The following is a 14,591-nucleotide window of genomic DNA, read 5'->3' as shown; positions in this document are numbered from 1 at the left end:
ATCATTTTAACGTTGTTTTAATACTTATTGAAAAAAGGGCGTTAGTTTTTCTTTCCTGAAAGTAGCGCCTCTTTTAACGGGCCACTATACTTCAAAGGACAAATGAATGCTTGAAAGGAAGGAATGAGCTATGGAGAAGCTGAAGATCGGTTCGAAACAAATGGTTGTCAGTCCTCATTATCTCGCTTCGCTTGCAGGCAGCATCATCATGGAGAAGGGGGGGAACGCGTTTGACGCCGCTGTTGCAGTAAGCGCGTGCCTAGCTGTTGTCTATCCGCATATGACAGGACTCGGAGGGGATGCCTTTTGGCTGATGTATCACAATGGAAGCGGGGAGATCAAAGGGTACAATGGCAGCGGGCGGTCGGGGCGGAAAGCGGACCGGGATCAGTATAAAGGAGAGCGCGCCATTCCGGTCAGGGGCCCAAGGAGTGCGATTACCGTGCCGGGGATGGTGGACAGCTGGGCCGAAATACTGGCTGCGTACGGCCGTCTATCGCTTCGAGAGGTGCTGAAGCCGGCGATTATGTATGCAGAAAAGGGGTTCCCGGTCTCGCCTGATCAATGTCAAAACACGGTGAAAAACGCTGAATGGCTTTCCTGTATGCCGATCACTGCAGATATTTATCTTCCGGGAGGAAAACCGCCCTCTCCAGGTGAGCGTTTTGTGCAGAAAGAGCTCGCGCGCACTTTGACGTTGATCGCTGAGAAAGGAAGAGACACCTTTTATAAAGGGGAAATTGCCCAAGCTTTAGCAGCCTATCTCCAAAACAACGGGGGCATCTTGAACCTTGAAGATTTCGGGCTGCATCGAGGGGAATGGGTGTCTCCGCTTTCCTCCACATACAGAGGATATGCCATCTATCAAATGCCTCCGAATTCACAAGGATTTACCGGTCTTATGACATTGAACATTTTGGAAAACTACGACTTTGGCATGATCGAGCACGGTTCTTTCGAGTATTATCATCTGCTTATCGAAGCATTGAAATTAAGTTTTTCCGACTGCAACAAAGTATTGACTGACCCGGAATTCTCACAGATTCCGCTTGGACGCCTGCTGGACAAAGAGTATGCCCGGGAGCTGGCCGCAAAAATCGGACTGCCGGCGCTTCAGGCGGAGAGCCGGCCGCTCGGCAGCGATACAGCTTATGCAGCAGCAGTAGATGAAGACGGGAATGCTGTTTCGTTTATTCAAAGTTTGTATTTCGAATTCGGCTCAGGTGTGACAGCTGGAGATACCGGCGTTATTTTGCAGAACAGAGGGGCGTTTTTCTCGCTTGATCCCGACCATGTCAATACGCTGGAGCCGGGAAAAAGAACTTTTCATACGCTGATGCCCGCCATGGCGTTTAGAGGCGGCAAGCCGAAATTCCTTTACGGAACGCAAGGGGGAGAAGGACAGCCGCAGACGCAGACGGCTCTTATTACGAGAATGGTAGATTACGGGATGGATCCGCAAACAGCTGTTCATGAACCGAGATGGGTATGGGGCAGAACATGGGGAGAGCGGGTGGAAGGTGTAAGAATAGAAAGCAGAGTGGCGCCTGAAGTGATTGCAAAACTGCGAAAGCATGGGCATCATGTAACCGTTGTCGGTGAATTTGACGGTGTGATGGGTCATGCCGGAATCATTGAGATTGACGATCAAGGCTTCCTGAGAGGGGGGAGCGATCCGAGAAGCGATGGGGCAGCAATCGGCATTTAACTGCGTTTTCAAAACTTGCAAACGTCTATATGAGGAAAAAACCCCGTGAACAAGGAGGTGGAGAGACCCAAATAAATGAGACAAGGAAAAAACACCCCCTGAATCGTATTAATACAATATGATTCTTAGGAGGGTGTTTTTCTATGGGCACAAGAGTACATTACGCAGAAGAAGTAAAATGGGAAGTAATTAAAATGAAACAAGCTGGAATGACAAACAAAGAAATAATGGAACAACTGGGGATAAAAAATAAGACTCAAATTAAAACATGGATGCGATGGTACAAAACAGGCCAAACCTATCGATTTTCGCAACAAGTTGGAAAACAATATTCCTACGGTAAAGAATCGGAGGAAATGAGTGAGCTAGAAGAATTAAAACTAAAGAATAAACAGCTAGAGGCTCAATTGGCAATTATAAAAAAGTACCAGGAGATCGAAAGGAGTTGGAGCCACGAGTCATTGTCCAAGTTGTAGAAGAACTCTCAGCCACTTTTAAAATAATTGATATTCTTGGAGTATTAGGCATACCTAAGTCAACATATTACCGTTGGAAAAAGAAGTATAAAAAAGTTGAGCTAACTTCATTAGAAGAGCTAGTAATCAAGCTGTGTAAGAAAAACTTCTATCACTATGGTCATCGTAAAATTAAATCCATCTTAAACAGAAAGTATGGGATAAATGTAAACCGCAAAACTGTACAAAAAATTATGCAAAAGTTTGAGATTCAGTGTCAAGTTAAGAAGAAGCGACAAAAGTACATTTGTGGTGAGAGTAATATTATTGTGCCGAACACTCTCAATCGTAATTTTAAAGCAAGCCGATTAAATGAAAAATGGGTAACCGACATTACCTACTTACCTTATGGCTCGACTATGTTATATTTATCAACGATTATGGACTTATATAACAACGAAATAGTGGCTTACAAAATAGGTACGAGCCAAGATATTAACCTAGTATTAGACACATTGAGGGAAGCTGTAGAATTACGTAAACCAGTAGGGTTACTTCTTCATAGCGACCAGGGATCTGTCTATACTTCACATGCATATCAGAATTTGGCCAAAGAAAAAGGCATTACCACAAGCATGTCTCGAAAAGGAAACTGCCATGATAATGCCGTCATTGAATCCTTTCACTCCTCGCTAAAGTCGGAAGGATTTAACGCTCAAAGTAGAGCATCTATATCCAATTCTAAAGTAGTACAAATTGTAAATCAATACATGTATCGATATAATCATGTACGAATTCAGGCAAAATTAAACTACCTGTCCCCACTGGAATACAGGGGACAGGCAGCATAGGTGTTTTTTCTAAGTCTCATTTTAACGGGTCAGTTCAAGGATTTGTCCACGGGGTTTTTTCTATACGGCTATGAGTGTTGATCTGAGATTTCGATGAAATGCTTAAGTGCCGGATTGCGGTTGTCCTTTCGATGTGCGGTAATCCATTCGGCGCGAAGGGGAAAGTCTTCGATTTCTTTGTATACAACATCAAGGTTAAATAATCGTTTAGCCGCCGTAGGCACGACGGCGATTCCCATTCCGGCCGATACGAGGCCGATCACCATTTGGTATTCTGTAGCTTCCTGGGCGATGTTGGGGATAAACCCGGCTTTTTCACACAAGAAATTGAATTCCGTGTATAAAGAGGGCCACGCTTCTTTGGCAATGACGATCAGCGATTCTTCTTCAAGATCCTTCAAATGTACCCGGGCTTTTTCTGTCAACGGGTGGTGTTTTGGAAGTGCAAGGACACAATGGCTTTTTTTTACCGTGTATGACTTCAGTTCGTCGTTTCCCAACGGGGGATGCAGCACCCCGATGTCAATATGCCCGTTTAGCAGTGCATCGATCTGATTGGGGGTTGAAAGCTCCCGAAGATCGATCTGCACGGACGGGAACCGGTTTCGGTATTCCCTGATGATGGGAGGCATGATCTCGTATGTTGCGGAGCCGACAAAGCCGATCACGAGTCTTCCCAGCTCCCCGCGGGCCGTCCGCTGAGCCATGTCGACGGCCTGATCAATCTGGGAAAGTCCTTCCTTGATTTGTTTTAAAAAGACCCCGCCTGCCGCCGTCAGCCTGACGGCTCTTTTTGACCTCTTCAGCAAGGTGACGCCTATTTCACTTTCTAGCTGTTTAATCTGCTGGCTGAGCGGAGGCTGAGTCATGTTCAGCCGAAGAGCTGCTTTTCCGAAATGCAGTTCTTCGGCAACAACCATAAAATAACGAAGATGGCGCAGCTCCATTAATCACTCATTCCTTTCTGAATGCGATTTCAGTCGTTTTACATATTAATTGTAAGACAAAGAAGTATTGGAAAACAATTTCCACAAGATGTATATTTAATAATACAATAATTTTATTAAAAATTCATTGTAAATGAATGAAAATGGAGGAGTGAGGGCTTTGAATAATGTAGCCGCTAAAAATGAAACTCTTACTGTAAGAGGAGCAGAGCTTGTGGTGGATAGTCTCATTCAGCAAGGTGTCACTCATGTTTTCGGTATTCCGGGAGCGAAAATCGATGCGGTGTTTGACGTATTGAAAGACAAGGGGCCTGAATTGATCGTTTGCCGTCACGAGCAGAATGCAGCATTTATGGCGGCGGCAGTCGGACGATTGACTGGAAAGCCCGGTGTTTGCCTGGTGACTTCAGGTCCGGGAGCGTCTAATTTAGCGACCGGTCTTGTAACAGCCAATACAGAAGGAGATCCGGTTGTTGCCCTGGCGGGTGCTGTAAAAAGAGCGGATCGTCTCAAAAAAACTCATCAATCGATGGATAATGCGGCGTTGTTTCAGCCGATTACGAAATATAGCGCAGAAGTGGAAGATGCGAACAACATACCTGAGGCTGTAACCAATGCATTCAGAGCGGCGGCTTCTGGACAGGCTGGCGCAGCGTTTCTCAGCTTTCCGCAGGACGTTACGGCCGGTCCGGCAACTGCCAAGCCGGTGAAAACCATGCCGGCGCCGAAGCTGGGCGCGGCTTCGGACGAACAAATCAGCGCGGCCATCGCCAAAATTCACAATGCGAACCTTCCTGTCGTGCTTGTCGGGATGAAAGGCGGAAGACCTGAAGCGATTGAAGCGGTTCGGCGTCTGCTAAGGAAAGTGAAACTGCCGTTTGTTGAAACATACCAAGCAGCGGGTACGCTGTCTCACGATTTGGAAGACCAGTACTTCGGCCGGATCGGACTATTCCGCAATCAGCCCGGAGACATGCTATTGGAAAAAGCGGATGTCGTTTTGACGGTCGGCTATGATCCGATTGAATACGATCCGGTCTTTTGGAATGGAAAAGGCGAACGAAGCGTGATTCATCTTGACGAAATACAAGCCGATATCGATCATGACTATCAGCCCGAAATCGAGTTGATCGGCGATATCGCAGAGACGTTAAACCATATTGAACATGATTCTCTGCCGGTTTCCATCGACGAGTCCTTTGCACCTGTGCTTGATTACTTGAAGAAAGCACTGGAGGAGCAAAGCGAACCTCCTAAAGAAACAAAAACTGATCTTGTTCATCCGCTGCAAATCGTTCGCGATTTGCGTGAACTGCTGAGCGATGACATAACGGTGACTTGCGACATCGGCTCCCATGCGATTTGGATGTCTAGATATTTCCGCACCTACCGTCCGCATGGACTGCTGATTTCCAACGGCATGCAGACGCTTGGGGTGGCTTTGCCGTGGGCGATTGCAGCAACGCTGGTCAATCCGGGACAGAAAGTCGTGTCTGTTTCCGGGGACGGGGGCTTCCTGTTCTCCGCGATGGAGCTTGAGACAGCGGTCAGATTAAAAGCGCCGATCGTTCACATTGTCTGGAATGACAGCACATACGATATGGTTGCGTTCCAGCAGGAGATGAAATACAAGCGGACGTCCGGAGTCGACTTCGGCGGAATCGATATTGTAAAATATGCTGAAAGCTTTGGTGCAAAAGGTTTAAGGGTCAATTCACCTGACGAATTGGCAGAGGTGCTTAAAGCTGGTCTTGATGCAGAGGGGCCTGTTGTCATTGATATTCCGGTCGATTACAGCGACAACATTCATTTGGCCGATCAGCGTTTTCCAAAAAAATTTGAGGAACATTTTAATAAAGAAGCCTCTAAGCAATCTTGATCACAGCATGTCCAGTCACAACGAACAAAATCAAGGGAGTGAAAAGAGGAAAATGAAAAGTGCAAGCAAACAAAAAATAATTCAGCCCGTTGATAAGAACCTCGATCAAGTCTATCAGGTCTCAACGATGGTATCTTTATTGGACGGAATTTACGACGGGGATTTTTATATGTCCGAAGCGAAGGAGCACGGAGACTTCGGGATCGGAACGTTCAACCGGCTCGACGGCGAGCTGATCGGTTTTGACGGTGAGTTTTACCGTCTCCGTTCCGATGGAAAAGCCTACCCAGTTCAAGGAAGCGATTGTTCTCCATTTTGCTCGCTGGCTTTCTTCCGGCCGGATATCTATCACGAAATCAAGCAGCGGATGCCGCTTGAGGCGTTCGAAGAAGAAATGAAACGGATCATGCCGAGTGAAAACCTGTTTTACGCGATTCGCATGGACGGAACCTTTAAGAAAGTCAAAACGAGAACAGTTGAACTTCAGGAAAAACCGTATGTGCCGATGGTTGATGCGGTAAAATCACAGCCGATCTTTGATTTTAATGATATTACGGGGACGATCGTCGGCTTTTGGACACCGCAATATGCCAACGGAATCGCAGTTTCCGGCTTCCATCTTCACTTTATAGATGAAGACCGCAATGTCGGCGGACACGTTTTCGATTATGAAATCGAAGAATGCACGGTGCAAATTTCTCAAAAACTCAATATGAACCTCAGATTGCCGAATACGCAAGATTTCTTTCAAGCGGATTTCAATAAACACGATCTTGCAGCCGGAATTGAAGCGGCCGAAGGCAATCCCGAGTAAATGAAAAAGCCCTCTTTGAAAAGGGGGCTTTTTTGCTTTCGCTAACCTTCCTTAAACATGTTGCACAGCAATGGTGCGCATGATGAGGACCGGAATTCGGCGCGCCGTTTTGCGGAAAGGGTCAGTCAGGATCGTCTATGTTCCTTTGCAGGCGATCAGTCCCGGACGCTTGTGTTTGCTTATCCTGAAAAATGCCATTTGAGCCGGGCGGCAAGGGCTTTTATGGAGGTGGCCAAAAAAAATCAGACCTCCATGTATCAAGAGGTCTGATTTCACAGTTACTTTTTCGTTTCCAGTTTGAGCGGTGCGGGTATCGTTTTTTCAACTTTTTTGCCGTTCAAAATATCGCGGGCCGCTTGTACGGCGAGCTTGCCGATCAATTCAGGCTGCTGGGCGATCGTTGCCGACATGTCTCCGGCCTGAACCGCTTTAACCGCATCTTCATTGCCGTCGAAGCCGACGACAAGAATCTCTTTCCCTGAGCTTCTGATCGCTTCAATCGCGCCGAGCGCCATTTCGTCATTATGTGCGAAAACCGCTTGAATATCAGGGTTTCCTTGAAGGAGGTTCTCCATGACGTTCAACCCTTTTGTCCGGTCAAAGTCGGCTGTTTGCTTGGCGATCACATTCAGCTTGTCATCAGCGGTCTTATGAAACCCTGAGCCCCGTTCCCTTGTTGCCGATGCGCCGGGGACGCCTTCAAGCTCAGCCACTTTTGCGCCTTTGCCGAGCTGCTCCACAATAAAGTCCGCTGCCATTTGTCCGCCTTTTACGTTATCTGAAGCGACGAGCGTTTCTACTTTTCCGTTTTCGGCGGAGCGGTCAAGGGTGACGACCGGAATGCCAAGCGAATTGGCCGATTGGACTGCAGTTGAGATGGCGGAGGAGTCCGCCGGGTTGATCAATAAAGCGTCAACGCCTTGCTGCAGAAGATCTTCGACATCATTCGTCTGCTTTGCCGAATCGTCCTGTGCATCGACGACAATCACTTCTATCCCTTGTTTTTTGGCTTCTTTGACAACTCCGTTCTTTAATGAAACGAAAAACGGATTTTTCAAAGTTGAGACAGATAAACCGATTTTAATATCCGTTCCTTTTTCTTTATTCGGCTTTGCCCATTCCGGCGGCTCCAGCGAGCAGGCGGACAGAAACAGAAGCGCCAATGCGGTGAAAACCGTTAATGTTTTTTTCATCAGTATAGCCCTCCTTAAGCGGATTTCTTGCGGTCCAGCAGGACTGCGATCAAAATGACGACACCTTTGACGACCATTTGGAAAAAGGAAGAGACGCCAAGCAGGTTCAAGCCGTTATTCAACGTTCCGATGATCAGGACGCCGATGAGTGTGCCGGCAATTCGTCCTCTTCCTCCGGCAAGGCTTGTGCCGCCTAATACGACTGCGGCTATGGCGTCGAGTTCATAGGAAGTGCCTGCCGTCGGCTGGGCTGAGTTTAGCCGTGACGTCAAGATGGCTCCAGCCAACGCGGATAATAGGCCTGCAAGAGAATAAATCATCATTTTGACGCGCGGAACTTTAATGCCCGAGATCAAGGCCGCTTTTTCATTTCCGCCGATTGCATATGTGCGGCGGCCGAAAGGCGTTTTGTGAAGGATCACCCAGAGGATGATAAAGGCGGCCGCCATTGTAATCGCAGGGACGGGGATGCCTAAAAAGTAACCGCGTCCGAAAAGCTGGAAGCCGTAGTGGTTGCCGAGCCCTGTAATCGGATTGCCGTCTGTATAAACCATCGTCAATCCGCGGAAAATCGTCATTGTGGCAAGTGTTGCGATGAACGGGGCCATTTTACCTTTCGTGATTAACAGCCCGTTGACCAAGCCGAGCAGGGCTCCGATCAGGCAGCCGATGATGACGGCGAAAACAGGATCGATGCCGCCGGCGATCATTCCGGCGATCAATGCGCTTGACAGCGCCAAAATCGCTCCGACGGAAAGATCGATGCCGCCGGTTAAAATGACAAAGGTCATGCCAAACGCGATCAGCGCATTAATGGCGACTTGTCTTAACAAGTTTAAAATATTTAACGGTTCTAAAAAGCTCGGATTTAACAATGATACGATGACGACGAGAATGATCAGGCCGAGAAACGGACCGAGCTTTTGCATTACAGAATCAACATTAAGGCTTTTTTTCACAGCCGGTTGAGTTTTCATGTTACCGTCCTCCTGTAGCGAGTGTCATAATTCGTTCTTGCGTGGCATCATTTCTTGATAGCTCTCCGCTTAGCGTTCCTTCATGGATTACAAGGACGCGGTCGCTCATCCCGAGAATCTCGGGGAGCTCTGAAGAGACCATGACGATCGCGACGCCGCGGTCTGTCAGCTCGTTCATCAGCTGATAAATCTCCCTTTTCGCGCCGACATCGACGCCTCTGGTCGGCTCATCCAAAATCAGCACTTTAGGGCCGATGCCGATCCATTTGGCAATGACCACTTTTTGCTGGTTTCCTCCTGAAAGGTTTCGCGCGTGGGTTTCCGGCGATTCCGTTTTGATCGTCAGCCGCTTGATCAGAAGATCGACAAATTCCTGCTCGCTTTTTTTGTCAATCCATCCTTTCGGCGAAAAGCTGGCGAGATTCGGAAGGGCGATATTTTCTCTGATGGACGTGTCGAGCACAAGTCCTTCATCCTTGCGGTTCTCGGTAATAAAGCCGATTCCCTTTTGAACGGCATCGCTCGGTTTTTTGAGCGCCGCTTTTTTGCCTTCGATGAAAATGTCTCCCGAGTCAAGCGGATCGAGCCCGAAAACCGCTCTCATCAGCTCGGTGCGCCCGGCACCCATCAGTCCTGAAATCCCGACGATTTCGCCGGAGCGGACGGAAAAGCTGATATTTTGGAAGACTCCTTTTTTGGATGCCTGCTTGACTTCGAGGACGACGCGTCCCGGATTTGGCTGTCTTTCAGGATAGCGTTCGGTCAGCTCCCGTCCGACCATCTTTTTCACCACTTCATGAAAGTCGGTGTCGGGAATCCGTTTCGTGTCCACCGTTTTTCCATCGCGCATCACCGTGATCCTGTCGCAAATCGTGAAGATTTCTTCCATGCGGTGGGATATATAGACGATGGAGACGCCGTTTTTCTTTAATGCTCTAATGACGCCGAACAGTTTTTCAATTTCTCTTTCTGTCAACGCTGCCGTCGGTTCATCCATGATGATCACTTTCGCGTCTGTCATAAGGGCTTTTGCGATTTCGATCATTTGCTGCTGGCCGACGGAACAGTCTCCGGCTTCTTTTTCAAGAGAAATTGAGACACCGAGCCTTTCAAGCTGCTCTTTTGCTAGCGCTTTCATTTTCTTGTTGTTTAAAAATCCAAGTTTGGAAGAAAGCTCTCTGCCGATAAACAGATTTTCCAAAACGGTCATTTCAGGCCAAATGTTCAGCTCCTGATGGATAAAGGCGATTCCGTTCTGTTCGGCTTCCTTTGGATCTGAAAAATACGTTTCTTTTCCGTCGATCTCGATCGTTCCGCTGTCCAGCTTGTGAAGTCCAGTCAACAGATTCATGAGTGTCGACTTTCCGGCGCCGTTTTCTCCCATTAAAGCGTGGACTTCACCTTCTTGAAGCTCGAAGGAAACGCCGGACAGCACCTGGTTTTGGCCAAAGGCTTTAAAAATGTCCTTCATTTTAATATGCATGGGCTATCCCTTCTTTCCAGATGTAGAATGTAAACATCTAAAAGATCACTCCCGCGTGCAAGATGCAATTTGCATAAGGCGTTGCTTCCCCTGTGCGAATGACCGCTTTCGCCTGGCTCGTTGCCTTTTTGAATGCTTCGTGCGGGATATAGTCAATCTTTTGGTTTGAAAATTCCGCTTTTAAAAATGCGGCTTGACCGGGATTGACGCTTTCTATTTCTTGGGCTGCCGTCACTTTTTCGACAACCATTTCATCGGCGATGAGCTTTGTAACCTCTCGAAATCCGGGCGTACCCAATGTCAGTGCGAGATCGATTTTGGGGACGCCGGGCGGAACGGGCAGACCGGCGTCCGCGATGACGATGGTATCGGTATGCCCGAGATCGGCCAGCAATTTTGCGATATGGCTGTTTAATATTCCGTGTTTTTTCATGACAGTTCACGCTCCACTTCATCCCGTTTTGGCATGCCGCCTTGTGCGCCGAATTTCAGAACCGACAGGGAAGCCGCCCGGTTCGCAAAGCGCAAGGCAGATTCGATGCTTTGTCCTTCGGAAAGCGCGACGGCAAATCCCGCATTGAAGGTGTCTCCGGCGCCCGTCGTATCAATCGCATTGACAGGGAATGAAGGAACGACACGTTCTTCCAGACCATTGTGATAGCGGACGCCGTTTTTCCCTTCTGTGATGAACAGCTTCTCCGGATAGCGCTTTAACGCTTCCTCCCGGGACATGCCCTGAAACAGTACCGAAGCTTCATGCTCGTTTGGCGTGATGTAGGCCGCGTGTTCGACCGTTTCCGGGCGTAGCGGACGGGCTGGTGCCGGATTCAGCAGGAGAGGAATGCCGAGAGAGCTGCACAGTCCGCTGACATAATCGACGGTTTCTTCCGGAATCTCCTGCTGAATCAGAACGATGTCTGCCTGTTTAATCGCAGGCAGCGCTTTTTGAACGTATTCAGGTGTGACATGGTCATTTGCCCCTTTGACGACGATAATGCTGTTGTCGCCGTCTGCGAGAACTATATGTGCGGTTCCGCTTTCCTGACCTGTAACCGGTTCCACATAGTCTGTCAAGACACCATTGGCTTGAAAATTGTCGAGGATGGCTTTCCCGTAATGATCATCGCCGACGCAGCCGATCATATGGACCTCGGCGCCAAGCCGGGCCGCGGCTACCGCTTGGTTGGCCCCCTTTCCGCCCGGAACCGTTTTAAAAGATTCGCCAAGCACCGTTTCTCCGGCGGCCGGCCGCTTGGGCGATGTCACGACTAAATCCATCGAAGAGCTGCCGATCACGCATATTTTACTCATTGTCATTCCGCCTTTCTTGTCGTTTGTCTTTCAATAAAGGCAACCGGCATCTGAACTGCCGATTGTTCAATATATTCATTTTTCATTAATCTAAGCAGCAGTTTTGCAGCTTCTTTTCCCATTTCATAGGCGGGCTGCCTGATCGTTGATAAAGAGGGGAAAAGCAATTCGCTTTGCGGTATGTCATCAAAGCCGATAATCTGCAGTTCATCGGGAACTTTGATCTTCCGTTTTAAGGCTTCATGCAAAACGGCTGTCGCCACAATGTCATTGCTTGCGATCACGCCGTCTGTTTCCGGATATGTGCCAAACAGCTCCGCCGCCCGTTTTTGGGCTTCCGGAAATGAAAATGTCTCGGTTTTCATGACGTGAAAATCGATATCGGCTCCGCTTAGCACGTCCAGCGCTCCGTTGAAACGGTCTCTTGCAGTCTGAAGGTGAGCCGGTCCTTTAATCAGCGTAATCCGTTTCGCGTTCCTCTTGATCATCTCAGCCGCTGCGATTCTGCCTCCTTCGCGGCTGTCCGCAAATACAGCCGGCGCATTCTCGCCCGTCCGGTCAAGAAAGACGATCGGCATGGACAAGTCTTGATAATTTGGCGCATCCGGATAATTGGTCGCTGAAATGACTCCGACCACATGATTTTGTTTAAACGTCTGCATATAATCAAGCTCTTTTTCCAGATTTTCATCGCTGTTTCCAAATATGAGCCGAAAGCCGAGGCGGTGGATCTCATCTTCAACGCCGCGGGCAAGCTGAGGAAAGAACGGGTTTGTGATATCCGGCAGCAGCAGTCCGATCAGTCTGGACTCCCTTTTATAGAGAGACCTGGCTACTTCATTCGGGTGGTAATTCAGTTCTTCCATCGCTTTCAGCACGCGCGCCCTCGTGTCTTCATGAACGTATCCCGTCTCATTTAATACCCGGGAAACCGTAGCGACAGATACTTTTGCAGCAAGTGCGACGTCTTTAATCGTAGCCAAAAAAGCCTTCTCCTCTCTATTTGTGTAACCGTTTACATAAAGATTATCACGATCCATTTAAAATCACAATAAAAAAATGGATGAACACTGAAATTTTAGACCGGGCTGGGATATCGAGACATATATAGGGGCGTTTAATGGCGAATACAGTAACAATGAGAATAGTAAGAAAAATTAAAAATGTTAAAGTTTGATGAATTATCATTGAAAAAAATTAATGGCTTTTTAAATCCTAGGATTTTAACCTAAAATCTGAAGAAATAAGGTGGATCGAACGACTCACAAAATATTTGGATTTGTCAATGAATCCCGCTTTATGCTAAAAGAGATTTTCATTTTTTGATAGATGGTCTGATTGTCATAGGACGGATTTGTTTTGAAGAGGGAACATTGGTGACTTTTTAACCTGTTCGAAAAGAGCGAAAATACTAAAAGAAAAGAGAGATCCCGGCTGACAGCCCATTTAAAGGGGATTGCGGACGGGGGAAAAAAGAGATCCTGAATCCATCCTTCAACCTTTCATCTGAAATAGGGAGAAAAGTACAAAAATCATAATGTCGAATTTTGAAAGCGCATACTTAAAACGCTGACAAAAATCTGATAGGAATTAAGAACTTTCGATTTCCAAAAATATCAATAAAAAGATAGGCATTAATGACTCGGGCGAGGTGATCTTTGTCACGGAAAATTTCGTCGTCTTCTGTTACATAATGCCGATTGTGATTTCATAGTGAACCTATATACTGATGAATGAATTTACATATCAGATTCCAAGAAGGAGATGTAGACAAACAATGTGGGTAATGCTATTAGCCTGTGTGATCGTTGTTGGGATCGGCATTTATGAAAAAAGGCGCCACCAGCAAAATATCGATGCGCTGCCTGTCCGAGTGAACATCAACGGTATACGCGGAAAGTCCACGGTGACAAGATTAACAACAGGGATATTAATCGAAGCAGGCTACAAAACAGTAGGAAAAACAACCGGGACAGACGCAAGGATGATTTATTGGGACACACCGGAAGAGAAGCCGATCAAAAGAAAGCCGCAAGGGCCGAATATCGGAGAGCAGAAGGAGGTTATGAAAGAAACGGTGGAAAGAGGGGCCAATGCGATTGTCAGTGAGTGCATGGCCGTTAATCCTGATTACCAAATCATCTTTCAGGAAGAATTGCTTCAGGCTAATATCGGCGTGATCGTGAACGTGCTGGAGGATCACATGGATGTGATGGGACCGACTTTGGATGAAATCGCAGAAGCATTCACAGCAACCATTCCTTATAATGGACATTTGGTTATTACTGATAGTGAGTATACCGATTTCTTTAAGCAAATTGCAAAAGAAAGGAACACAAAAGTCATCGTCGCAGACAATTCTAAAATAACAGATGAATACCTCAGACAGTTTGAGTACATGGTATTCCCTGATAATGCGTCTCTTGCGCTCGGTGTAGCTCAAGCGTTGGGCATTGACGAAGAAACCGCCTTTAAAGGCATGCTGAATGCGCCGCCTGATCCGGGAGCCATGAGAATTCTGCCGCTGATGAACGCCAAGAATCCCGGACATTTCGTCAACGGTTTTGCGGCCAATGACGCAGCTTCCACTTTAAACATTTGGAAGCGTGTAAAAGAAATAGGCTATCCTACGGATCAGCCGATCGTCATTATGAACTGCCGCGCCGACAGGGTAGACAGAACACAGCAGTTTGCGGAAGATGTCCTTCCTTATATTGAAGCAAGTGAACTTGTGCTGATTGGAGAAACAACAGAGCCGATCGTCAAAGCATATGAAGCAGGCAAAATTCCTGCGGACAAGCTGTTTGATTTTGAGCACAAATCAACGGAAGAAATCATGTTCATGCTGAAAAACAAGCTTGAGGGCCGCGTTATTTACGGAGTCGGAAATATCCACGGAGCAGCGGAGCCTCTCATTGAAAAAATACAAGATTACAAGATTAAGCAGCTCGTTAGCTAGGAGGAAGAAAACAC

General features: G+C 47.4%; 12 protein-coding genes. 5 read left to right on the top strand and 7 right to left on the bottom strand.

The window, feature by feature from the left end; all coding sequences use genetic code 11:
• Positions 1-130: 130 nt before the first annotated feature.
• Positions 131-1,708 (top strand): gamma-glutamyltransferase, encoded by a 1,578-nt coding sequence (gene ggt / locus H7F26_RS03675; protein ID WP_003185855.1) that lies wholly within the window; start codon positions 131-133, stop codon positions 1,706-1,708.
• Between the two features lie 143 nt (positions 1,709-1,851).
• Positions 1,852-3,014, top strand: a protein-coding gene (locus tag H7F26_RS03670; RefSeq protein WP_085959889.1) for an IS3 family transposase whose coding sequence is annotated in 2 segments (ribosomal slippage) — positions 1,852-2,128 and positions 2,128-3,014 — 1,164 coding nt in all. Because the reading frame shifts where the segments join, the coding sequence is not laid out codon by codon here.
• Between the two features lie 68 nt (positions 3,015-3,082).
• Here the strand turns inward: H7F26_RS03670 and alsR are convergent.
• Positions 3,083-3,961 carry an acetoin biosynthesis transcriptional regulator AlsR gene (gene alsR / locus H7F26_RS03665; RefSeq protein WP_003185852.1) on the bottom strand — a complete coding sequence of 293 codons (879 nt, stop codon included), beginning with the start codon at positions 3,959-3,961 and terminating at the stop codon, positions 3,083-3,085.
• 160 nt (positions 3,962-4,121) lie between these two features.
• Between alsR and alsS the strand changes: the two genes are divergently transcribed.
• Together alsS and budA are read left to right on the top strand one after the other, a co-directional pair.
• Complete coding sequence (alsS, locus tag H7F26_RS03660) at positions 4,122-5,840, top strand: acetolactate synthase AlsS (protein ID WP_003185851.1); 1,719 nt, start codon at positions 4,122-4,124, stop codon at positions 5,838-5,840.
• A gap of 52 nt (positions 5,841-5,892) precedes the next feature.
• Positions 5,893-6,654, top strand: a complete 762-nt coding sequence (budA, locus tag H7F26_RS03655) for an acetolactate decarboxylase (RefSeq protein WP_003185849.1) — start codon at positions 5,893-5,895, stop codon at positions 6,652-6,654.
• A 278-nt stretch (positions 6,655-6,932) separates the two neighbouring features.
• Here the strand turns inward: budA and rbsB are convergent, their stop codons facing one another.
• Genes rbsB through H7F26_RS03625 form a run of 6 tightly spaced genes read right to left on the bottom strand, consistent with a single transcriptional unit; the run spans position 6,933 to position 12,601 of the window.
• Positions 6,933-7,847 carry a ribose ABC transporter substrate-binding protein RbsB gene (rbsB, locus tag H7F26_RS03650; RefSeq protein ID WP_003185844.1) on the bottom strand — a complete coding sequence of 305 codons (915 nt, stop codon included), beginning with the start codon at positions 7,845-7,847 and terminating at the stop codon, positions 6,933-6,935.
• Between the two features lie 14 nt (positions 7,848-7,861).
• A complete protein-coding gene (gene rbsC / locus H7F26_RS03645; RefSeq protein ID WP_003185842.1) occupies positions 7,862-8,824 on the bottom strand; it encodes a ribose ABC transporter permease RbsC in 963 nt (320 codons plus the stop codon).
• 1 nt (position 8,825) lies between these two features.
• On the bottom strand, positions 8,826-10,307 hold the full coding sequence (locus tag H7F26_RS03640; RefSeq protein ID WP_009329702.1) for a sugar ABC transporter ATP-binding protein: 1,482 nt from the start codon (positions 10,305-10,307) through the stop codon (positions 8,826-8,828).
• 37 nt (positions 10,308-10,344) lie between these two features.
• A complete protein-coding gene (rbsD, locus tag H7F26_RS03635; RefSeq protein ID WP_003185838.1) occupies positions 10,345-10,740 on the bottom strand; it encodes a D-ribose pyranase in 396 nt (131 codons plus the stop codon).
• Positions 10,737-11,618, bottom strand: coding sequence for a ribokinase (rbsK, locus tag H7F26_RS03630; protein WP_011198371.1), 882 nt, complete (start codon positions 11,616-11,618; stop codon positions 10,737-10,739). Before rbsK ends, rbsD begins: the two co-directional genes overlap by 4 nt.
• Before the next feature lie 2 nt (positions 11,619-11,620).
• Complete coding sequence (locus H7F26_RS03625) at positions 11,621-12,601, bottom strand: LacI family DNA-binding transcriptional regulator (protein ID WP_003185835.1); 981 nt, start codon at positions 12,599-12,601, stop codon at positions 11,621-11,623.
• Positions 12,602-13,395: 794 nt separating this feature from the next.
• On the opposite strand from H7F26_RS03625, the gene pgsB reads away from it, so the two are divergent.
• Complete coding sequence (gene pgsB / locus H7F26_RS03620) at positions 13,396-14,577, top strand: poly-gamma-glutamate synthase PgsB (RefSeq protein ID WP_003185833.1); 1,182 nt, start codon at positions 13,396-13,398, stop codon at positions 14,575-14,577.
• Positions 14,578-14,591: the final 14 nt, after the last annotated feature.

Origin of the sequence: Bacillus sp. PAMC28748, assembly GCF_014250415.1 — a bacterium.
Lineage (GTDB): Bacteria > Bacillota > Bacilli > Bacillales > Bacillaceae > Bacillus > Bacillus licheniformis.
This window is presented reverse-complemented; position numbering and strand designations above follow the sequence as displayed.

Coding starts and splice junctions, on each gene's coding strand:
- ggt (WP_003185855.1), top strand. CDS start 131: ATGGAGAAGCTGAAGATCGGTTCGAAACAAATGGTTGTCAGTCCTCAT.
- alsR (WP_003185852.1), bottom strand. CDS start 3,961: ATGGAGCTGCGCCATCTTCGTTATTTTATGGTTGTTGCCGAAGAACTG.
- budA (WP_003185849.1), top strand. CDS start 5,893: ATGAAAAGTGCAAGCAAACAAAAAATAATTCAGCCCGTTGATAAGAAC.
- rbsB (WP_003185844.1), bottom strand. CDS start 7,847: ATGAAAAAAACATTAACGGTTTTCACCGCATTGGCGCTTCTGTTTCTG.
- rbsC (WP_003185842.1), bottom strand. CDS start 8,824: ATGAAAACTCAACCGGCTGTGAAAAAAAGCCTTAATGTTGATTCTGTA.
- H7F26_RS03640 (WP_009329702.1), bottom strand. CDS start 10,307: ATGCATATTAAAATGAAGGACATTTTTAAAGCCTTTGGCCAAAACCAG.
- rbsD (WP_003185838.1), bottom strand. CDS start 10,740: ATGAAAAAACACGGAATATTAAACAGCCATATCGCAAAATTGCTGGCC.
- rbsK (WP_011198371.1), bottom strand. CDS start 11,618: ATGAGTAAAATATGCGTGATCGGCAGCTCTTCGATGGATTTAGTCGTG.
- pgsB (WP_003185833.1), top strand. CDS start 13,396: ATGTGGGTAATGCTATTAGCCTGTGTGATCGTTGTTGGGATCGGCATT.